The 17,664-nt window shown below is 66.6% G+C and carries 23 protein-coding genes and 1 tRNA gene; 9 read left to right on the top strand and 15 right to left on the bottom strand.

Annotated elements, in window-relative coordinates:
- The first annotated feature begins 83 nt into the window (after positions 1-83).
- The gene (locus P3W75_RS24820) at positions 84-1,409 is read left to right on the top strand and encodes an NAD(P)/FAD-dependent oxidoreductase (RefSeq protein WP_276229969.1); all 1,326 of its coding nucleotides are present in this window, start codon (positions 84-86) and stop codon (positions 1,407-1,409) included.
- 79 nt (positions 1,410-1,488) lie between these two features.
- Here the strand turns inward: P3W75_RS24820 and rmuC are convergent, their stop codons facing one another.
- The gene (rmuC, locus tag P3W75_RS24815) at positions 1,489-2,850 is read right to left on the bottom strand and encodes a DNA recombination protein RmuC (RefSeq protein WP_276229977.1); all 1,362 of its coding nucleotides are present in this window, start codon (positions 2,848-2,850) and stop codon (positions 1,489-1,491) included.
- A 189-nt stretch (positions 2,851-3,039) separates the two neighbouring features.
- Between rmuC and P3W75_RS24810 the strand changes: the two genes are divergently transcribed.
- Positions 3,040-3,216 (top strand): hypothetical protein, encoded by a 177-nt coding sequence (locus P3W75_RS24810; protein ID WP_276229968.1) that lies wholly within the window; start codon positions 3,040-3,042, stop codon positions 3,214-3,216.
- A 156-nt stretch (positions 3,217-3,372) separates the two neighbouring features.
- Here P3W75_RS24810 and P3W75_RS24805 read toward each other — a convergent pair whose 3' ends face one another.
- The 3 genes from P3W75_RS24805 to P3W75_RS24795 all read right to left on the bottom strand — a co-directional run bounded on the left by P3W75_RS24805 (position 3,373) and on the right by P3W75_RS24795 (position 4,797).
- On the bottom strand, positions 3,373-3,582 hold the full coding sequence (locus tag P3W75_RS24805) for a hypothetical protein (protein ID WP_276229967.1): 210 nt from the start codon (positions 3,580-3,582) through the stop codon (positions 3,373-3,375).
- 75 nt (positions 3,583-3,657) lie between these two features.
- Complete coding sequence (locus P3W75_RS24800) at positions 3,658-4,428, bottom strand: RES family NAD+ phosphorylase (protein WP_276229966.1); 771 nt, start codon at positions 4,426-4,428, stop codon at positions 3,658-3,660.
- Positions 4,429-4,797, bottom strand: a complete 369-nt coding sequence (locus tag P3W75_RS24795; protein ID WP_276229965.1) for an antitoxin Xre/MbcA/ParS toxin-binding domain-containing protein — start codon at positions 4,795-4,797, stop codon at positions 4,429-4,431. It lies immediately after the preceding gene.
- A 273-nt stretch (positions 4,798-5,070) separates the two neighbouring features.
- On the opposite strand from P3W75_RS24795, the gene P3W75_RS24790 reads away from it, so the two are divergent.
- Positions 5,071-5,499, top strand: a complete 429-nt coding sequence (locus P3W75_RS24790) for an RcnB family protein (RefSeq protein WP_276229964.1) — start codon at positions 5,071-5,073, stop codon at positions 5,497-5,499.
- A gap of 15 nt (positions 5,500-5,514) precedes the next feature.
- Here P3W75_RS24790 and P3W75_RS24785 read toward each other — a convergent pair whose 3' ends face one another.
- Positions 5,515-5,967, bottom strand: a complete 453-nt coding sequence (locus tag P3W75_RS24785; RefSeq protein WP_276229963.1) for a hypothetical protein — start codon at positions 5,965-5,967, stop codon at positions 5,515-5,517.
- Positions 5,968-6,092: 125 nt separating this feature from the next.
- Between P3W75_RS24785 and P3W75_RS24780 the strand changes: the two genes are divergently transcribed.
- The 3 genes from P3W75_RS24780 (at position 6,093) to P3W75_RS24770 (ending at position 7,440) form a co-directional block, all read left to right on the top strand.
- Positions 6,093-6,575, top strand: a complete 483-nt coding sequence (locus P3W75_RS24780) for a GreA/GreB family elongation factor (RefSeq protein WP_276229962.1) — start codon at positions 6,093-6,095, stop codon at positions 6,573-6,575.
- An 81-nt stretch (positions 6,576-6,656) separates the two neighbouring features.
- Positions 6,657-6,998 carry a carboxymuconolactone decarboxylase family protein gene (locus P3W75_RS24775; RefSeq protein WP_276229961.1) on the top strand — a complete coding sequence of 114 codons (342 nt, stop codon included), beginning with the start codon at positions 6,657-6,659 and terminating at the stop codon, positions 6,996-6,998.
- A 76-nt stretch (positions 6,999-7,074) separates the two neighbouring features.
- Positions 7,075-7,440, top strand: coding sequence for a hypothetical protein (locus tag P3W75_RS24770; protein WP_276229960.1), 366 nt, complete (start codon positions 7,075-7,077; stop codon positions 7,438-7,440).
- Here P3W75_RS24770 and P3W75_RS24765 read toward each other — a convergent pair.
- The 8 genes from P3W75_RS24765 to dapA form a co-directional block, all read right to left on the bottom strand.
- Entirely contained in the window at positions 7,428-8,483 is a 1,056-nt protein-coding gene (locus tag P3W75_RS24765; protein ID WP_276229959.1) for a diguanylate cyclase, read from the bottom strand. The genes P3W75_RS24770 and P3W75_RS24765 overlap by 13 nt on opposite strands.
- A gap of 113 nt (positions 8,484-8,596) precedes the next feature.
- Positions 8,597-8,938 carry a type II toxin-antitoxin system RelE/ParE family toxin gene (locus P3W75_RS24760; protein ID WP_276229958.1) on the bottom strand — a complete coding sequence of 114 codons (342 nt, stop codon included), beginning with the start codon at positions 8,936-8,938 and terminating at the stop codon, positions 8,597-8,599.
- A 5-nt stretch (positions 8,939-8,943) separates the two neighbouring features.
- On the bottom strand, positions 8,944-9,192 hold the full coding sequence (locus P3W75_RS24755; RefSeq protein ID WP_276229957.1) for a type II toxin-antitoxin system Phd/YefM family antitoxin: 249 nt from the start codon (positions 9,190-9,192) through the stop codon (positions 8,944-8,946).
- Positions 9,193-9,425: 233 nt separating this feature from the next.
- Positions 9,426-9,515: transfer RNA gene (locus tag P3W75_RS24750), tRNA-Ser, on the bottom strand.
- A gap of 95 nt (positions 9,516-9,610) precedes the next feature.
- Positions 9,611-10,321, bottom strand: coding sequence for a phosphoribosylaminoimidazolesuccinocarboxamide synthase (gene purC / locus P3W75_RS24745; RefSeq protein ID WP_276229956.1), 711 nt, complete (start codon positions 10,319-10,321; stop codon positions 9,611-9,613).
- A gap of 31 nt (positions 10,322-10,352) precedes the next feature.
- Complete coding sequence (locus P3W75_RS24740) at positions 10,353-11,111, bottom strand: MBL fold metallo-hydrolase (protein WP_276229955.1); 759 nt, start codon at positions 11,109-11,111, stop codon at positions 10,353-10,355.
- The gene (gene bamC / locus P3W75_RS24735; protein ID WP_276229954.1) at positions 11,050-12,246 is read right to left on the bottom strand and encodes an outer membrane protein assembly factor BamC; all 1,197 of its coding nucleotides are present in this window, start codon (positions 12,244-12,246) and stop codon (positions 11,050-11,052) included. Before bamC ends, P3W75_RS24740 begins: the two co-directional genes overlap by 62 nt.
- A 17-nt stretch (positions 12,247-12,263) precedes the next feature.
- Positions 12,264-13,142, bottom strand: a complete 879-nt coding sequence (dapA, locus tag P3W75_RS24730; RefSeq protein ID WP_276229953.1) for a 4-hydroxy-tetrahydrodipicolinate synthase — start codon at positions 13,140-13,142, stop codon at positions 12,264-12,266.
- Positions 13,143-13,313: 171 nt separating this feature from the next.
- Between dapA and P3W75_RS24725 the strand changes: the two genes are divergently transcribed.
- Together P3W75_RS24725 and P3W75_RS24720 are read left to right on the top strand one after the other, a co-directional pair.
- On the top strand, positions 13,314-13,871 hold the full coding sequence (locus P3W75_RS24725; protein ID WP_276229952.1) for a glycine cleavage system protein R: 558 nt from the start codon (positions 13,314-13,316) through the stop codon (positions 13,869-13,871).
- A 12-nt stretch (positions 13,872-13,883) separates the two neighbouring features.
- Complete coding sequence (locus tag P3W75_RS24720) at positions 13,884-14,357, top strand: peroxiredoxin (RefSeq protein WP_276229951.1); 474 nt, start codon at positions 13,884-13,886, stop codon at positions 14,355-14,357.
- A 45-nt stretch (positions 14,358-14,402) separates the two neighbouring features.
- Here P3W75_RS24720 and P3W75_RS24715 read toward each other — a convergent pair whose 3' ends face one another.
- Both P3W75_RS24715 and P3W75_RS24710 read right to left on the bottom strand, forming a co-directional pair.
- Positions 14,403-15,482: an AI-2E family transporter gene (locus tag P3W75_RS24715; RefSeq protein WP_276229950.1), complete on the bottom strand. Its 1,080-nt coding sequence runs from the start codon at positions 15,480-15,482 to the stop codon at positions 14,403-14,405.
- Positions 15,483-15,532: 50 nt separating this feature from the next.
- The gene (locus P3W75_RS24710; protein ID WP_276229949.1) at positions 15,533-15,784 is read right to left on the bottom strand and encodes a sulfurtransferase TusA family protein; all 252 of its coding nucleotides are present in this window, start codon (positions 15,782-15,784) and stop codon (positions 15,533-15,535) included.
- 211 nt (positions 15,785-15,995) lie between these two features.
- On the opposite strand from P3W75_RS24710, the gene P3W75_RS24705 reads away from it, so the two are divergent.
- Entirely contained in the window at positions 15,996-17,432 is a 1,437-nt protein-coding gene (locus tag P3W75_RS24705) for a M48 family metalloprotease (RefSeq protein WP_276229948.1), read from the top strand.
- The last annotated feature ends 232 nt before the right edge of the window (positions 17,433-17,664 follow it).

Raw genomic sequence — 17,664 nt, 5'->3', positions numbered from 1 at the left:
ATGGGCGCGGCCTCCCTTGCGCATACTGGCCCTTTCGCCACGGGCCACAACAGGGACAGCCTATGCCGACGGGAACCTATCCATTGCACCCCGCCCTCGCCAGTGCCGCGCCGCGCCTGCCCGAGGAAGTCGATATCGTCATCGCCGGCAGCGGCATCATGGGCTGCGCCACCGCCTGGCAACTGGCCGGGCGCGGCCTGCGCGTGCTGGTCTGCGACAAGGCCGGGCTGGCCAGCCAGCAATCCACGCGCGCCTGGGGCTTCGTCCGCCAGCAGGCCCGCGACCCCGCCGAAGTGCCGCTGATGATGGCGGCGATCCCGCTCTGGGAACGCCTCGAGGCAGACCTGCAGCTGCCGCTGGAGTGGCGCCAGGGCGGCTGCCTGTACCTGTCCGAAACGCCCGAGCAGTTGGCCCGCCACGAAGACTGGCTGAAGGTCGCCGCGCAGTTCGGCCTGGGTACCCGCCTGCTCTCGCCGAAGGACGTCCGCGAACAGTTGCCCGGGCTCGCCGACGCCGGCCTGGGCGCGCTCTACACCGCCAACGACGGCCAGGCCGAACCGCGCCGGGTGGCGCCGGCCCTGGCCCTGCGCGCCCGCGAGCGCGGCGCGCTGTTCGTCGAGGGCTGCGGGGTAAGCGGCATCGACGTCGCCGCCGGCGCCATCTGCGGCGTGCAGACCGAGCGCGGCTACGTGAAGACCCGCCAGGTGCTGGTGGCCGCCGGCGCCAGCAGTTGGCGCCTGCTGCAACCCCTGGGCCTGGAGCTACCGCAGCAGGGCGTGCGCTGCACGGTGTCGCGCACCAGCCCGGGCCCGGCGGTCGGCGCGCAGAGCTTCATCGGCCACCGCATCGGCTTCCGCCAGCGCGCCGACGGCAGCCTCAACCTGGCCGACGAAACCCAGGCCGACATCGACCTCAGCCTCGGCTATCTGCGCGCGGCCAACTGGTACCTGCCGCTGCTGCCGGAAAACCGCGCGAGCTTCTCCTTCCGCCTCAACGGCGCCCTGCTCCACGACCTGCGCCAGCGCCTGCCGGGTTCGGAAAGCCGGGTGAACGGCCCGGCGCTGGGCGAGCGCGATCCACAGGTGGCGGTGAACCAGGGCCGCGTCTTCGCCGCGCAGAAAGCCCTGGGCGAGGCCTTCCCGGCCCTCAGGGATGTACGCGTGGTGGAGAGCTGGGCGGGGATGATCGACGTGCTGCCCGACGGCATCCCGGTGCTCGACGCACCGAGCGAGATTCGCGGCCTGCTGGTGGCCACCGGCTTCTGCGGCCACGGCTTCGCCATGGGGCCGATCGTCGGCCAGCTGATGAGCCAATGGCTGCTCGACGGCCAGCCGGGCCTCGACCTGCACGCGTTCCGCCTGCGGCGCTTCGCCGACCGCACGGCGGGCAAGCCGTATTCGCTGTTCTGAGAAGGCGCGGTGACAACTCGGCTCTCGTAGGAGCGAGCTTGCTCGCGACCGAAACTACAGTGGGAACGGAGCGCTGGCGCTATTCGTCTTCCAGCACCTGCGGCTCATCCCCCAGCGCACGCTCCAGCCAGTCGCTGGGCAGGCTCTTGCTGGCCCGGGCGCCGAGCAGCTTGACCTGTTCGGCGCGGCTGATCAGGTTGCCACGGCCCTCGCAGAGCTTGTTGCGCGCCGCCGCGTAGGCCTTGTCCAGCTGCTGCAGGCGCGCGCCGACCTCGTCGAGGTCCTGCACGAAGAGCACGAACTTGTCGTACAGCGCCCCGGCGCGCTCGGCGATCTCGCGGGCGTTCTGGGTCTGCCGTTCCTGGCGCCAGAGGCTGTCGATCACCCGCAGGGTGGCCAGCAGGGTGGTCGGGCTGACGATCACGATGTTGCGCTCGAAGGCTTCCTGGAACAGGTTCGGCTCGGCTTGCAGGGCCGCCGAGAACGCCGCCTCGATGGGCATGAACAGCAACACGAAGTCCAGGCTGTGCAGGCCCTCCAGGCGCCGGTAATCCTTGTCGGAGAGGCCCTTCACGTGACTGCGCAGCGACAGCACGTGTTGCTTCAGGGCCTGCTGGCGGATCACCTCGTCGTCGGCGGCGACGAACTGCTGGTAGGCGGTCAGGCTGACCTTGGCGTCCACCACCACCTGCTTGTCGCCCGGCAGGCGGATCAGCACGTCGGGCTGGAAGCGCTCGCCGTTGGCGGCGCGCAGGCTGACCTGGGTCTCGTACTCGCGGCCCTTTTCCAGGCCGGCGTGTTCCAGCACCCGCTCCAGCACCAGTTCGCCCCAGTTGCCCTGGGTCTTCTGACCCTTGAGCGCGCGGGTCAGGTTGGTGGCTTCCTCGCCCAGGCGCAGGTTGAGCTGTTGCAGGCGCTCCAGCTCCTTGGCCAGCGAGAAGCGCTCGCGGGCCTCTTGTTGATAACTCTCCTCGACGCGCTTCTCGAAGGACTGGATGCGTTCCTTCAACGGGTCGAGCAGTTGCCCGAGGCGCTGCTGGCTGGCTTCGGCGAAACGCTGTTCGCGCTCCTCGAAGATCTTCCCGGCCAGCTCGGCGAACTGCGCGCGCAGTTCGTCACGGGCCGCCTGCAGATCGTCCAGGCGGCGCTGGTGACCTTCCTGCTGCTCGCGCAGCTCGGCGGCCAGCGAGGCGCGCTCGGCGGACAGGCGGCGCAGTTCTTCCTCGCGGTCCTCGCGTTCGCCCAGCCATTCGCGCTCGGCGTGCAGCTGGCGCTCGCGCTCGGCGCGGCTCAGCTCCACCTCGCGGCGCAGCGCCGCAGCCTCGGCGGACAGCTCGCCGTGCCGCCCGCTCAGGCGCTGGAAGGCTTCGCGCTCGGCTTCCAGTTGCGCGCCCAGGCCGTCCTGGGCCAGTTGCGCGGTGCCCAGGCGCTCGCGCAACAGGCCCAGCTCGCTCTCCTGCCGCGCGCTGCGCTCGCGCAACTGCCAGGCCAGCCAGGCCAGAGGCAAGGCAGCGGCGAGGACGCCGAGCAGCAGGTTGGGCAGGTCGATCGGCATGGGGCGCTCCGGGGCTGGCGGTCACGGGGAAATTCGCGCCATGGTAGCAGTCGCACGTGAGAATGAAGTGCAGGAATGGCCGCTGAAACCCTTGACAAGGCGCGGGAAAGCAAGCGCTTGGGACAATCCACAGAAGCTGTGGATAACCGCGTGGATAAGATGATGAAAACGTCTTATACGCCTTGCCCCATGGGCTCGCCCGTCAGATTGGTGATTTTTTCACCAATAGAAAAAAGTCTTTATAATCAATAATTTAAAAACGTGCAACGAAAAATCAAACGCTTACGCGAGAATGTTTCCGGTTCTTGACAACAGGCGCGATCATTGTGCACAAGTTTGCGCCCGGCACAGCCGGGCCGCCTCATTTGGGGGCAGCCGGGGGATTTCGAAGGGGTTGTCAGCGCTGGCTCAAACGCAGGCCCGGCAGCGCCGCCGCCGCTCGCCGCCGGCGCCCGACGTCGCCTGTGGCGTCATTGCGGAAGCCTGGCCGAGCGCTACCTGCATACGTTCGAGCATGCGCTGCGCGGTGACCTTGCTGGGGTATTGGAAGAAGTACTGGTTGAGATACACCCGCCATTGGCGGTGATCATCGGGATGGGCTTCCAGGCGAATTTCCATGGCGCACTCCATTGCTTGGCCAGCGCAATAAATTAGCGCGTTCGCCCGTCGGCGAACGCACGGTACGACGGACGGTCAGGCCGGAAACGGCAGGTCGCCGTCGACCAGGAAGGCCTCGCGAGGGAACAGCAAGGGCGCGCCGGGCACCTGGGCGTGCTTGAAGGCCACGTAGTCGACGGTGGTCTCGCACAGCCAGGGCATCAGGTTACGCGGACGCTTGTCGATGAATAGCGAAGGCACGTACAGCGCGGCATTCAACCCACCCAGCGGGCAACGCGCCGAGCGATATTCGAATGCCTCCACCCCGGCCGCGCGCATGGCACTGCCCAGGCCCTGGGTCAGACGGTAGTCGCGCTTGTCTTCCAGCCGCGCGGCGTGGACGTCGAACGGCGGCGCCTGCAGGCGCACGCCGCGCGTGGCCTGGAAGCGCGCCTCGAACGACGCGTGCTCGGAAAGGATGCGCCCGCTGGGCGGCGGGCTGGCCATGCCCGCCCAGAGCACGAAGCGGTAGTAGGCTGTCTCGGCCATCGCCGTTTCCAGGCGCAGGGCGGCATAGAACAGGCTCGGCTCATGGCGCCGGCCGAAGCGCGAGCCCCAGCGCAGCGGCGGGTAGCGAAACGGCGTCTTCAGCAGGTAGTGCAGCGCCTCGCTGGCCGGCGGCAGGCGCGGCTTGCTGGCCTCGATCAACGCTTCGAGCAGGGCCTGCTCTTCGAGGGTTTCCACCAACTGCATGGTCGCCACCTGCTCCTGGCTCTCGACCAGGCGCACCAGCTTGCCGCGCAGAGGGGCGATGGCTCGCTCACCCTGGCACTCACGCCAGAGTTCGGCGCCGGCGTCGGCAGCCATTCAGACCTTGCCCCGAATGGCGTCGAGGTACTCCACCACCTGCACCAGTCCCTGCACCTGCTCCATCAGTTGCAGCGGCACGCCGCCCAGGTGGTGATTGTCGGTGCGCAGGAAATGCCGCATGTCTTCCAGGCTGCCACCGAACAGGGCGAAGAGCGCGCGATAGACGCGCACCAGCAGCAGCGCCAGTTCGCCGGTCTTGCTGTTCACCCGCAGCCCACCACTCTTCCAGCGGCTCACCGCGCTGCGGTCGACGCCGACGATAGCCGCCAGTTCCTGCTGGGTCATGGCCAGTTGTTCACGGGCCGCCAGCACCGCCTTGGCGAGAACCATGTCGGCCGATGGGGATTCCTGGAGCAGGGCGCTCATGGCACACCTCACTTTCGTGCATGTATGGCAAATCTACCATCAAATGCCGTAATCACACAAAGCAGGCCGTCACCCGGAACGCCCTGCAATGCCTCGAAAATGTATGAAAAGCCTTACAAAACAACTCGACTCTTTACCGGACCTTTACCCCAGGGTCGTGATTTTTCGATTCATACGGCTGTCTGATTCAGTAATCGCACCAGATATCCCGAGAACGGGACGGGGCGCTCCGCGAGCGCCCACCGGGCGTGAACATGCAGAGGAGTACCGTCCATGAAGAAAACCGTAGCCGCGCTCTGCGCCGCGCTGATGATCGGCGCGCCGCTGGCCAGCTTCGCCCAGCCGGGCCCCGGCCAGGGTCAAGGCCCAGGCGGCCAGCAGCAAGGTCGCCCGTACGAGCAATCCCGGCCGCAACAGCAGGGTCGCCCGCAGTCCCAGGCACGCCCGGGGCACGGCCACTCGCAGGGTTACCGCAATCCGGGATACCGCCCGCAGCCGGGCATGCCGGTGCCGCACCAGCAGTGGCAACGCGGCCGCGTGGTGGAACAGGCCTACCGTGGCGACCGCTACTGGGTGACCGACTGGCGCGCCCGCCACCTGTACGCCCCGCCGCGCGACCATCGCTGGCTATACGTCAACGGCGACTACGTGCTGATGGCCATCGCCACCGGCGTGATCGTCAACATCCTCGCCGGCTACTGAGCTGGCGCGGCCCACTCAGGCGCTGGTGCTGACCAGTGAGCCGGCGCCGCCACCGCTGTTGCGAATGGCCTCGGCCAACGCCGCGGCGGTGGACATCATCGCCGCGCTGATGGTCGCGATGCGGCTTTGAATCGCCATCATCGCGGCGGTGCGCTCGGCATCGGACGAATACTGCCGCGCCTGCGCCTGGGCCAACTGCTGCTGGGCCTCCTGCAGCTGCTTCTGCAGCTCCTTGAGGCGATCCTGCAAGCGCTTCACCGTGTCGCTGGCATCGCTGCCCGCGCTGGCGGTGGTGGTGGCGTTCTTGTCCGCACCGCCGACGCGGCCGGCGGAGTGGGTCTGCCCCGCTTCGCCCTGGCTCGTACCGGCGCTCGCACTGGCGCTGGCAGTCGCGGCGCTTCCATCGCCACCGGCGGTGCGCAACTGGCCGACGTAGACCTGACTGGCGGGTGTGAGGGAAAGGCTCATGCCCGATATTCCTTTTTCGGATGTACGCTTTTGTATCGACATTCGTAGGAATACCTTGAAAGAAATTCACCCATCCCCGGCAAAGCCACTAGGATAGGCCCCCTCCAGCCCCATCCCGCGTCGCCATGGACAAGAACCCGCTTCACCAACTGATTCTCGCCCGCCTCGCCGCCGACCTCGACGTGGCGCTGAATGCCGCGCGCACGGCCCACGAAACGGCCACCCACGAGGAAAACGTCGCCGAGAACAAGTACGACACCCTGGGCCTGGAGGCCGCCTACCTGGCTGCCGGGCAATCGCGCCGGGTCGAGGAGATCCGCCAGGCCCTGGCGCTGTTCCAGAACCTGGTGCTGCGCGACTTCGACCCCGAGCAAGGCATCCAGACCAGCGCCCTGGTCGAGCTGGCCGACCCGGAGGATCGCCGCAAGTGGCTGTTCCTCGGTCCCGAGGCGGCCGGCCTGAAGCTCCAGCTGGACGGCCGCGAAGTGCTGGTGATCACCCCGCGCTCGCCCCTGGGCGGCGCCCTGCTGCAACGCCTGCCGGGCGACGAGGTGGCGGTCGGCCAGGGCGCGGCGCGGCAGACCTACGAGATCGTCAGCGTCCACTGACGCGCCACGCCCCGGCGAATCCCGGACTAAGCTCCTAGGCCAGCCGCCGCCTGGCGGCCGACCTCATGAGGAGACGCCATCATGCTGTTCAACTGGTCCGAGTACGTGCCCGCGGTGAAGAAAGCCTTCGGCGCCCTGGGCAAGAAGCACCCGAAGATGATCGCCGCCTACCAGGCGCTGGACGCCGCCGCGGTCGACGGCGACGCCCTGGACGCGAAGACCCGCGAGCTGATTTCCCTGGCGGTGGCCATTACCACTCGCTGCGACGGCTGCATCGGCGTGCACGCCGAGGCCGCGCGCAAGGCTGGCGCCAGCGAAGCCGAAGTGGCCCAGGCGCTGGCCACGGCGATCGCCATGAACGCCGGCGCGGCCTACGTCTATTCGCTGCGCGCGCTGGAAGCCTACGAACAGTCGCAGGCCTGAAGCGCGGCGCGGACAAGGCTTTATCCGCCGGCGGAATTGCGCTATCAGTGGCGCACCCGCCCCACGATGAGCCGCCATGTCCGCGCCCACTCCCAGCTTCTGGAAACTCACCTTCGGCGTCGCCCTCGGTATCTGGCTGGGCTGCGCCGCCGTCGCCTTGAGCGCCGCCCTGCTCTATCGCTGGCTGCCGGAACTGCCCGCGCAGGTGGCCAGCCGGGTGGCGCCGCCTTCGGCGCCAACGCCGCAGAAGGACGCCAGCGAGGCGATGTTCCAGCAGTACCTGGCGAACCAGCGGCAGTTGCAGGCCGAGCAGAACCAGCAGGCCGAGCGCAGCGAACGCGACAAACGCTTCAACAGCGCGCCCTGCCAGTTCTGGCGCCAGCAGTACCAGGTCGACCCCAGCGAGAAGAACCGCCAGAAGATGGACGGCTACTGCGGCTGAACGCTGGGCTCGGCGCCCAGCACGCGATTGCGCCCTTCGCTCTTGGCCCGGTAGAGCGCCTTGTCGGCCTCGTTCAGCCACGCGCTGGCGTCCACCTGGTAGGGGCTGTACGGCGCCACGCCGATGCTCAGGCCTACGGCCAGGTCCGGCGCCAGCTCGTAGCGCTTGTTGGCGAAGCTCTGCCGCAGGCGCTGCATGATCTCCACCGCCAGGCTCTGCGTGGTGCCCGGCAGGATCACGCAGAACTCGTCGCCACCGTAGCGCCCCGGGGTGTCGGACTCGCGCAGCGTGTGGGTGAGCATGCGGCTGAGCTCGGTGATGACCATGTCGCCCAGCACATGGCCGAAACGATCATTGATGTCCTTGAAGCGGTCGATGTCGATCAGCACGACGCAGCCACGGGTGTGCTGCTGGCGGCATTTGAGGAATTCGCTTTCCAGCTGCGCCATCCAGGAACCGTGGTTGAGCAGGCCGGTGAGGCTGTCGGTGCGGCTGACCGCGCGTAGCGCCTGCTTGTGCTCGGACAGCCGCCTGGCCAGGCTGAAGCTGACGCCGCCGACCGCCAACGGGTAGATCACCAGCATCGGCAGGCAGGCGTATACCTGCAGTGGCGTGGCTACCGCGCTGAAGGCTACGCCGAAGCACATCCAGGCCAGCGCGACGCCGAGCAGTTGCGCCACGCAGCCCTTGAGGAAGAAACGCAGGCCACCGGCGGCAATGTTGTCCATCGCCATCATCGACAGGATGGTCACGCTCGGCAGTGGGTTGAGCTGCATCGCCCCGGCCCAGAAACCGCCGAACAGCGAATCCAGCAGCAGGTTGCGGCGCTCCGCGTGATAGGGCGAGAACGAATGGCGCGCCACCTGGTAGGCCAGGTGCGGCCAGAGGAAACCGTTGCCCACCAGCAGCAACCAGGCCCACAGCGGCCGCGACAGAGGCTCCAGCGCCGCCGCCACGCAAAAGAACCCGATGCCCAGGCCGACCATGCGCGGCAGATAAATGCGCCTGGCGAACGACAACCCCTTACCCGCGACAACAGCCATACATCGTCCTGAAACTGGCTTCCACAGGTAAGCACGCTAGCAGATCGCCCGGCGGGCGCCTACGCGCCATGGCGGCGTTTTGACATTATTTATTGAAGGTAGCGCAGGATGTATCAGATGCCGATCAGGCAGTAGCGGATGAGTGCCGCCTCGACGTCCTGCTTCTGCCGGAGGACCAGTTCGACAGCAATCGCGTTGTCGTGCTCGTAGAGTTCGTAGAAGACGCGATAGCCGTCGCAATTGAGCTCACGGTAACGCGTGACGCCCAGATCCCCAGCCTGGCGGCTGACCGGATAACCGACAGGAGCGGCTTGCAATCTTGCCAGGATGACGTCGATCAGGGCATCGATCCTGGCCGCCGCCTCTTCAGCGTCCTGGTATTGCGCCAGGTGATCTTCCTGATCCTGGATACTGAAAGCGGCCGTCTCGGTGAAGCGAACATCGAGCACTGGCATCGGACCTACGCTGGCGAACGTCGCCTGGCCAGACGGGCCTTCAGCTCGTCTGCGGAGCAATGCTTGCCTTCAGAGTATTCGCGCGAGCCCATGGCCAGCAGCTTGACCAACGCGATCGCCTGATCGCGGCGCTTGCGCTCCGCGTAGGACTCCACCACCAGGGTGGGTACACCGTTCTGCGTGATGACCATCGGCTCATCGAGTTCGAGGTCAGCGGCATGCCGCTTCAGGTAGCTGATCGTTTCAACCCGCATGACTGAACCTCCGCAGGACGAGCGCCCGTGATGCCGGCCGAGCAAGGGACATGTCCCAAGACGAAACCAGGCAGGCGTGAGCGGCCAGCGTAGTCCGAATTCAGACTGAATAGCAACCACGGCCCAAGGAAGACCAGGGAGCGTTTGCCCTGAACCTGCCCTAAACCGCCTGCCCGGAAAAGACAAAGCCCCTGAAACTCTATGAGTTTCAGGGGCTTCAGCCATTTCAATAATGGCGGAGAGATAGGGATTTGAACCCTAGGAGCCATTGCTGACTCAACGGATTTCGAATCCGTCCCGTTCGACCACTCCGGCATCTCTCCGTGCGGCGCGCATAATACCAGCTTGATTGCAGAACGCGAAGCTTTCTTTTGAGAAATTTTCGCGTGCTTTCAGATGCTTGCGCGCCTGCGGCAGGTCAGAGCGGGACGCCCAGACGCTGCGCGACTTCTTCGTAGGCTTCGATCACGTCGCCCAGACCCTGGCGGAAGCGGTCCTTGTCCATCTTCTTGCGGGTTTCCTTGTCCCACAGGCGGCAGCCGTCCGGGCTGAATTCGTCGCCGAGGACGATCTGGCCGTGGAACACGCCGAACTCCAGCTTGAAGTCGACCAGCAGCAGGCCGGCGTCGTCGAACAGCTTGTTCAGCACTTCGTTGACCTTGAAGGAGTAGGCCTTCATCTGCGCCAGCTGCTCGAGGGTCGCCCAGCCGAAGGCCTGGACGTGGGATTCATTGATGAACGGATCGCCCAGGGCGTCGTTCTTCAGGAACAGTTCGAAGGTCGGCGGGGTGAGCTGCAGGCCCTCTTCCACGCCCAGGCGGCGTACCAGGCTGCCGGCGGCGTAGTTGCGCACCACGCACTCGACCGGGATCATCGCCAGCTTCTTCACCAGCACTTCGTTGTCGGCCAGCAGCTTGTCGAACTGGGTCGGGATACCCCCTTCTTCCAGCTTCTGCATGATGAAGGCGTTGAACTTGTTGTTCACCATGCCCTTGCGGTCCAACTGTTCGATGCGCTTGCCGTCGAACGCCGAGGTGTCGTTGCGGAACAGCAGGACGAGGCGGTCGGGGTCGTCGGTGGTGTAAACCGATTTGGCCTTGCCGCGATAGAGTTCTTCGCGTTTTTCCATGATGGGCTCCGCTTGCTAGGTTGGTAGGGGGTCAGGCGATCTCGCGCCAGTCCAGCCCCGAATGCTGATCGGCTACCTGCAGCCAGTCCGGGTCGCACCCCAGGGTGTCGACGAAACATTGCCGGGCCAACTGCGGCGTGTTGTTCTTTTCGCTGAGGTGGGCCAGCACCAGGTGCTGCAACCCTTCCCAGCCCAGTTCCGCGACGAATTCGGCGGCCTGGCGGTTGTTCAGGTGTCCCCACTGGCCGCCCACGCGGACCTTCAGCGGGTAAGGATAGGGGCCTCGCGAAAGCATCTCGCTGTCGTGGTTGGCCTCCACTACCAGGGCATCCAGGCCACGATAGCACTCCAGCACCTCGGCGGTGACGCTGCCCAGGTCGGTGAGCTGGCCGAACCGCCGCCGGCCATCGGAAATCACGTATTGCAGGGGTTCGCGGGCATCGTGGGCCACGGCCACCGCGGTCACTTCCAGTCCCTTCAGCTGCAGGCGGTCACCGCCCTTGAGCAGCCCCGCCGGTTGCAGCGGCTTGCGCAGCCCCCGCAGGGTGCCATCGCTGAGGTACACGGGAATGCCGTGGTGTCGAGCCAGCAGTTCTACGCCATGGACATGATCGGCGTGCTCGTGGGTCACCAGGATCGCGTCCAGCTCGCCGGGTTGCACACCCAGGCGAGCCAGACGCTTGATGGTCTCACGCAGCGGAAAGCCGCAATCGATCAGTACCCGGGTGTCAGAGCTGCTCACCAAGGCCGAATTGCCCCGGCTTCCGCTCCCCAGGACCGCGAAACGCATTGCGCATGCTCTCTTCGAGTTTTTCCAGGACGCTCTGCGCCACATCGTTCGGCGCGGAGGTGTTGATGTCCTTGTCGAGGGTGACCTGCACGGTGTTGTTCACCGTGGTCAGGCGCACCTGGTAGCGCTGCGCCTTGGCGTCTTCCTCGGCCTTGGCCTTCTCTTCGCTGGCGCCGAACAGGCGGCTGAAGAAGCCCGGCTTCTTCGCCTCTTCCAGCTTCTTCGCGCCCTCGGCGACGTTGACGTAGTACACGCCAAGGCTGCGGTTGAGGTCGTCGACGCGAATGTCGGCGCGCTCCAGGGCGCGGCCGACGCTGACCCAGGCGCGGTCGAAGTCGGAGTCCAGGCTCAGCATCGGGTTGCCGTTGCCGTCCTTCTCCAGCACTACGCTGCCGGGGGTGTCGTAGGTCGAATGCGCCGCCAGCAGCGACACCGAACCGCCCTTCTCGGCGCTGCTGGCCATGTTGGCGAGCATTTCGTCGAGCAGCGCGGCGTCCAGCGCCGGCACGGCCGGCTTGCTCGGCCAGTCCTGGCTGGCGCTGCTGCCGGCCGGACGGGTTTCGCTGAGGACGTAGACTTCACTGGTGTTGGTCTGCACGCCCGGCTCGATGCGCACGCGAACGCGCGCCTCGCTGCTCGGGTCGACGCCGGCCACGCGGCTGCCCAGGCGACGCGCCAGGGGCGCGGAGAGCTGCGACAGCGGCTGCCAGTTGGTGGAGAACTCGCCCGTCTGCGGACGCTCGTCGGCGAAGCTGAAGCCATTGTCCTGGAAGAACTGGTGGGCCACCGGCCAGACTTCGGCCGGCGGGCGCTGGGCGATCAGCCAGCGCGAGTCGCCGCTCTTCTGCAGGCTGTAGTCGCTGGAGCTGGTGGCGTTGGCCAGCGGCACCGGGCGCGGCACTTCGAACTCGCCGGCCTTCTCGTGGCTGTCGGCGATGTTCATCGGGATCGGCAGCAGCGGGTCGAGCGGTTTGCTCTGCAACCCTTCAGGCACCTTCATCGGCCCGGTCTGACGGGAGTCGAGATAGTCGGTGCCACGGTCACGGAAGTAACCATCCTTGCCCCACAGCCAGCCGCAGCCGGAGGTATTGCCAATGACCAGGGCGAGCGCGGTCAGTCCTGCCAGTCGCTTCATGCGCAATCTTCCTCGAATCAGGCCAGGATGCCGGTCTGGCGCATGGCCTGACGCAGCGGCTCGTGGCAACGCGGGCTGAGCCAGGTCAGAGGCAGGCGGATGCCCTCCGGGATCAGACCCATTTCGTGCAGGGCCCATTTCACCGGAATCGGGTTGGATTCGATGAACAGCGTCTTGTGCAACGGCATCAGGCGGTCGTTGATGGCGCGGGCGGCGGCGGCGTCACCGCGCATGGCGGCGGCGCACAGCTCGCTCATGGCGCGCGGGGCGACGTTGGCGGTCACCGAGATGTTGCCCTTGCCGCCCATCAGCATTAGCTCGACGGCGGTGGCGTCGTCGCCGGAGTAGACCAGGAAGTCCTGGCCCACGCGCTCCAGCACTTCCTTGGCGCGCTGCAGGTCGCCGGTGGCTTCCTTGATGCCGATGATGTTCGGCACCTTGGACAGGCGCTCGACGGTTTCCGGCAGCATGTCGCAGGCGGTACGGCCCGGCACGTTGTAGAGGATCTGCGGGATGGCCACGGCTTCGGCGATGTGGCGGAAGTGCTGGTACAGGCCTTCCTGGGTCGGCTTGTTGTAGTACGGGGTGACCAGCAGGCAGGCGTCGGCGCCGCCGCTCTTGGCCGCCTCGGTCAGCTCGACCGCTTCGCGGGTGGAGTTGGCGCCGGTACCGGCGATCACCGGGATACGGCCCTTGACCTGATCCACCACGCGGCGGATGACCTCGAGGTGTTCGTTGACGTCGAGGGTGGCCGATTCACCCGTGGTGCCGACCGCTACGATGGCATTGGTGCCTTCCTGCAGGTGGAAGTCCACCAGCTTGGCGAGGCTGTCCCAGTCCAGTCGACCCTGAGCATCGAAGGGGGTGACCAGCGCCACCATACTGCCCGCAATCATGCAACCGCTCCTGCCGGAAAAAGAAAGCCGTAATGGTACTGGTGCCACCTGCCTTGCACAAGCTGAGCGCGGCGCCTGGCGCACGCCGGACATTCCCCTGGCGGCCGCTTTTCGCTACCCTTTCTCCTTTGTCGACGCGGCCCGCTTGGCCGCCCATCCCAGGAAAGCTGCATGTCCGCCTCCCACCCCCGTGAACAATTCCTGCTGATCAGCGCCCTGGGGCCCAACCCCATGGACCTGACCAGCGTGCTCTGCCGCACCTGCGTGGACAACCGCTGCTCGGTTGTCAGCAGCCGCCTGACGCGCCACGGCGAGTTCAGCGCGCTGGTCCTGCAGGTATCCGGCAGCTGGGACGCCCTGGCCCGACTCGAAGGCGGCCTGCCGGCGCTGGCAAAACGCCACAGCTTCACCCTCAGCGTCACCCGCAGCAACGCCCACGTCACCCGCGCCCAGGCGCTGCCCTACGTGGCCTACGTCAGCGCGGTGTACCGCCCGGACATCCTCAACGAGCTGTGCCAGTTCTTCATCGACCACAACATCGAGCTGGAGAACCTGACCTGCGACACCTACCAGGCGCCGCACACCAACACCAGCATGCTCAACGCCACCATTACCGTGACGCTGCCGGCCGGCACCCAGATCAGCTGGCTGCGCGACCAGTTCCTCGACTTCGCCGACGCGCTGAACCTCGACGCACTGATCGAACCCTGGCGCCCGCAGCACCCGTAACAGGAGACCCCCATGGCTGTCGAACTCGACCAACCCGTCGCCGATTTCCAGGCCGCGGCCACCAGCGGCCAGCAGGTGCAGCTCTCGGCCCTGAAGGGCCAGCAGGTGGTGCTGTATTTCTATCCCAAGGACAGCACCCCCGGCTGCACCACCGAAGGCCAGGGCTTCCGCGACAAGATCGAGGCCTTCGCCAAGGCCAACACCCTGATCTTCGGCGTCTCCCGCGACGGCCTTAAATCCCACGAGAACTTCAAGGCCAAGCAGTGCTTCCCCTTCGAGCTGATCAGCGACAAGGACGAAGCGCTCTGCCAGCTGTTCGACGTGATCAAGCTGAAGAAGCTCTACGGCAAGGAATACCTGGGCGTGGACCGCAGCACCTTCCTGATCGACGCCAAGGGCGTGCTGCGCCGCGAATGGCGCGGGGTCAAGGTGCCCGGGCACGTGGACGCGGTGCTCGCCGCGGCCGAGGAACTGGCCAAGGCCTGAGTTCCGCCCGCATGCAAAAGGCCGCTCGAGAGCGGCCTTTTTCATTTACATCAGCGGGCTGACCTGTGGCTGCGGCTCCGGCTGCCGCGGCCAGGCGTCGAGCACGGCCTTGACCAGGGTCGCCAGGGGAATGGCGAAGAACACCCCCCAGAAGCCCCACAGGCCGCCGAACAGCAACACCGCGCAGATGATCGCCACCGGGTGCAGGTTCACCGCCTCGGAGAACAGTAGCGGCACCAGCACGTTGCCGTCCACCGCCTGGATGATCGCGTGGACCGCCATCAGGTAGATGAACTGGTCGCCCCAGCCCCACTGGAAGAACGCGATCATCGCCACCGGCACCGTGACCACCACCGCGCCTATGTAAGGCACCACCACCGACAGGCCGACCAGCAGCGCCAGCAGCGCCGGGTAGTTGAGCCCGAGCACGACGAAGGCCAGGTAGGTGGCGCCGCCGGTGATGAGGATCTCAATGACCTTGCCGCGGATGTAGTTGGCGATCTGCTTGTCCATCTCCGCCCACACCTGCTTCATCAGCCCGCGCTCGCGCGGCAGGTAGCTGTGGAACCAGTCGTAGAAGCGCCGGCGGTCCTTGAGGAAGAAGAACACCAGGATCGGCACCAGCACCAGGTAGATCATGATGTTGACCAGCACCGGCAGGCCCGAGAGCGAGAACGTGAGCGCCCACTGGCCGACCTGGCCGAGTTCGTTGCGGGCGGTGTCGATCAGCTTCAGCACCTGTTCCTCGGTGACCATCGAGGGGTAGCGCTCGGGCAGCATCAGCAGCACCGACTGCCATTCGCCGAGCATCCGCGGCAACTCGTTGAGCAGGGTGAACAGCTGTTTCCAGATCAGCGGCACCAGCACCAGCAGGAACAGCGCGAGCATGCCCAGGAACAGCACGTAGACCAGCCACAGGGCGAACAGCCGGGGCACTCGCAGGCGCTCCAGGTGGCCCTGCAGGCCCTTGATCAGGAAGGCGATGACCATGGCCGCGAGTACCGGCGCGAGCATGCTGCCGAAGGCCAGGATGACGGTGAAGCCAAGCGCCAGGATGACGGCCAGTACCACTGCCTCCTCATCGGAGAAGTAGCGCTGCATCCAGCCTTGCAGAACTTTGAGCATCGGGTTTCCTGCGGACGAAAGGGGCGCCATCCCGGGCGCCCGGAAGCGGGCTATTTCTTACGCAACCAATAGCGGAACAGGCCGTCTTCGACCTCTTCGCGCAGCAATTGGTGCCCCGCCAGCTGGGCGAAGGCGCGGAAATCGCGCTGCGAACCGGCGTCGGTGGCGGTGACCTTGAGCACCTGGCCGCTGGCCAGGCGGTTGAGTTCCAGCTTGGCCTTGAGCAGGGGCAAGGGACAATTGAGACCGCTGGCGTCCAGTTCCGCGTCACAAGGGATTTCGGCGGACGAGACAGATGGCATGGCGAAAGCTCCGCGTTGGGCGCCCAAGGATACCGAATCCGTTGGAAAACTGACCACCCGGCGCGCCCGCGCTTTCCTTAAGCAAACCTTCAGGCTCGCGGCCTACAAGGAAAGTAGCGCGCAGCCACGGCGCGCCCGCGCCGCCACGACCTAGGCAGTGGCGACGAGCTGCGGCTAAAGTAGTGGCTTTCCCGGAACGAGCTCCCTGTACATGAAAGTACTGCGCCCCGCCCTGCTGTCGCTTGCCTGCCTGCTGGCCATGCCCACGCAGGCCGACGACCTGCCCGCTCTGGGCGACTCCAGCTCGGCCATCGTCTCCCCGGAACAGGAGTTCCAGCTCGGTCGCGCCTGGTTGAGCATGCTGCGCAACCAGGTCGAAACCATCAACGACGCGCAGCTCAAGGACTTCGTCGAGTCCAGCGTCTATCGCCTGGCGGAAACCAGCGACCTGCAGGACCACCGCCTGGCGTTCATCATGATCAAGGACCCGCAGATCAACGCCTTCGCCGCGCCCGGCGGGGTCATCGGGGTCAACGGCGGCCTGTTCCTCTACGCCCAGACCGAAGGCGAATACGCCGCGGTGCTGGCCCACGAACTCGGCCACCTGATCCAGCGCCACTTCGCCCGTGGCCTGGAGGCGCAGAAACAGATGCAGGTGCCGGTGATGGCGGCCATGCTCGCCGGCATCATCGCCGCGGCGGCCGGCGCCGGCGACGCCGGCATCGCCGCCATCGCCTCGACCCAGGCGGCGGCGATCCAGAACCAGCTGCGCTTCTCCCGGCAGAACGAGCAGGAAGCCGACCGCGTCGGGGTGACCAACATGGTCCGCGCCGGCTACGACCCGCGCTCCATGCCGACCATGTTCGAGCGCCTGGCGCGGCAGTACCGCTACGACGCGCGGCCGCCGGAATTCCTCCTCACCCACCCGGTGACCGACTCGCGTATCGCCGACACCCGCAACCGCGCCGAGCAGTACCCGCAGGGCGGCAAGGAAGACTCGCTGCGCTACCAGCAGATGCGCGCCCGCGTGCAGCTGATCTTCGAAGAGACCCCGGGCATCGCCGGCAAGCGTTTCCGCGCCATGCTCGACGACAATCCCAAGCTCGACGCCGCGCGCTACGGCCTGGCGCTGTCGCAGATCCGCGTCGGCCAGCTCAACGACGCCCGCGCCACCCTGCAGCCGCTGCTGGCCGGGGCGCCCAACGACGTCGCCTACAACCTCGCCCAGGTCGATCTCGACATCACCTCGAACAAGCTCGGCGACGCCCTGTCGCGGGTCCAGCGCCTGCTTGGCCAGTACCCCGGCAACTACCCGCTGATCCAGGCCCAGACCGACATCCTGCTCAAGCAGAACAAGGCCGCCGAGGCCGAGAAGATCCTGCTCAAGCTGAGCCAGGACCGCCCGCTGGACCCGGACGTGTGGAGCCGCCTGGCCGACGCCCGGACCATCGACGGCAACGCCATCGGCGTGCACCAGGCGCGCGCCGAGTACCTGGCGCTGACCGGCGACTACCCCTCGGCCATCGAGCAACTGGACTTCGCCAAGCGCCGCGCCGCCGGCAACTTCACCCTGGCGGCCAAGCTGGACGCGCGCCAGCAGGCGTTCCGCGAGCAGGAGAAGATCCTCAAGGAAATGATGCGCGGCTGAGGCACCGGCCGGCGCGTGGCAGCCTACCCACAGGGCGGCGGATAACCGCGAACGGTTATTCGCCCTACGCCCCCACGCCACGCCCCCGTAGGGCGCATAACGCCTACGGCGTTATCCGCCATCGCCCCGGGCGCCGCTGTTCCTCCTGCTGCCGGATGCAATCCCGTAGGAGCGGGCCATGCCCGCGACTCGCGCCCAGGGCGCGCTCCTATGGGAAAGCCTCATGGCCTAT

The organism is Pseudomonas citronellolis, assembly GCF_029335315.1.
Taxonomy (GTDB): domain Bacteria; phylum Pseudomonadota; class Gammaproteobacteria; order Pseudomonadales; family Pseudomonadaceae; genus Pseudomonas; species Pseudomonas citronellolis_A.
The sequence above is the reverse complement of the archived record's forward strand: the minus strand, read 5'-3'. Positions and strand labels throughout refer to the sequence as shown.

Excerpts from the sequence above, each read along its gene's own strand:
- P3W75_RS24810 (WP_276229968.1), top strand. The coding sequence starts at position 3,040 with ATGGCCGCTGAAACCCTTGACAAGGCGCGGGAAAGCAAGCGCTTGGGA.
- P3W75_RS24805 (WP_276229967.1), bottom strand. The coding sequence starts at position 3,582 with ATGGAAATTCGCCTGGAAGCCCATCCCGATGATCACCGCCAATGGCGG.
- P3W75_RS24800 (WP_276229966.1), bottom strand. The coding sequence starts at position 4,428 with ATGGCTGCCGACGCCGGCGCCGAACTCTGGCGTGAGTGCCAGGGTGAG.
- P3W75_RS24795 (WP_276229965.1), bottom strand. The coding sequence starts at position 4,797 with ATGAGCGCCCTGCTCCAGGAATCCCCATCGGCCGACATGGTTCTCGCC.
- P3W75_RS24790 (WP_276229964.1), top strand. The coding sequence starts at position 5,071 with ATGAAGAAAACCGTAGCCGCGCTCTGCGCCGCGCTGATGATCGGCGCG.
- P3W75_RS24785 (WP_276229963.1), bottom strand. The coding sequence starts at position 5,967 with ATGAGCCTTTCCCTCACACCCGCCAGTCAGGTCTACGTCGGCCAGTTG.
- P3W75_RS24780 (WP_276229962.1), top strand. The coding sequence starts at position 6,093 with ATGGACAAGAACCCGCTTCACCAACTGATTCTCGCCCGCCTCGCCGCC.
- P3W75_RS24775 (WP_276229961.1), top strand. The coding sequence starts at position 6,657 with ATGCTGTTCAACTGGTCCGAGTACGTGCCCGCGGTGAAGAAAGCCTTC.
- P3W75_RS24770 (WP_276229960.1), top strand. The coding sequence starts at position 7,075 with ATGTCCGCGCCCACTCCCAGCTTCTGGAAACTCACCTTCGGCGTCGCC.
- P3W75_RS24765 (WP_276229959.1), bottom strand. The coding sequence starts at position 8,483 with ATGGCTGTTGTCGCGGGTAAGGGGTTGTCGTTCGCCAGGCGCATTTAT.
- P3W75_RS24760 (WP_276229958.1), bottom strand. The coding sequence starts at position 8,938 with ATGCCAGTGCTCGATGTTCGCTTCACCGAGACGGCCGCTTTCAGTATC.
- P3W75_RS24755 (WP_276229957.1), bottom strand. The coding sequence starts at position 9,192 with ATGCGGGTTGAAACGATCAGCTACCTGAAGCGGCATGCCGCTGACCTC.
- purC (WP_276229956.1), bottom strand. The coding sequence starts at position 10,321 with ATGGAAAAACGCGAAGAACTCTATCGCGGCAAGGCCAAATCGGTTTAC.
- P3W75_RS24740 (WP_276229955.1), bottom strand. The coding sequence starts at position 11,111 with ATGCGTTTCGCGGTCCTGGGGAGCGGAAGCCGGGGCAATTCGGCCTTG.
- bamC (WP_276229954.1), bottom strand. The coding sequence starts at position 12,246 with ATGAAGCGACTGGCAGGACTGACCGCGCTCGCCCTGGTCATTGGCAAT.
- dapA (WP_276229953.1), bottom strand. The coding sequence starts at position 13,142 with ATGATTGCGGGCAGTATGGTGGCGCTGGTCACCCCCTTCGATGCTCAG.
- P3W75_RS24725 (WP_276229952.1), top strand. The coding sequence starts at position 13,314 with ATGTCCGCCTCCCACCCCCGTGAACAATTCCTGCTGATCAGCGCCCTG.
- P3W75_RS24720 (WP_276229951.1), top strand. The coding sequence starts at position 13,884 with ATGGCTGTCGAACTCGACCAACCCGTCGCCGATTTCCAGGCCGCGGCC.
- P3W75_RS24715 (WP_276229950.1), bottom strand. The coding sequence starts at position 15,482 with ATGCTCAAAGTTCTGCAAGGCTGGATGCAGCGCTACTTCTCCGATGAG.
- P3W75_RS24710 (WP_276229949.1), bottom strand. The coding sequence starts at position 15,784 with ATGCCATCTGTCTCGTCCGCCGAAATCCCTTGTGACGCGGAACTGGAC.
- P3W75_RS24705 (WP_276229948.1), top strand. The coding sequence starts at position 15,996 with ATGAAAGTACTGCGCCCCGCCCTGCTGTCGCTTGCCTGCCTGCTGGCC.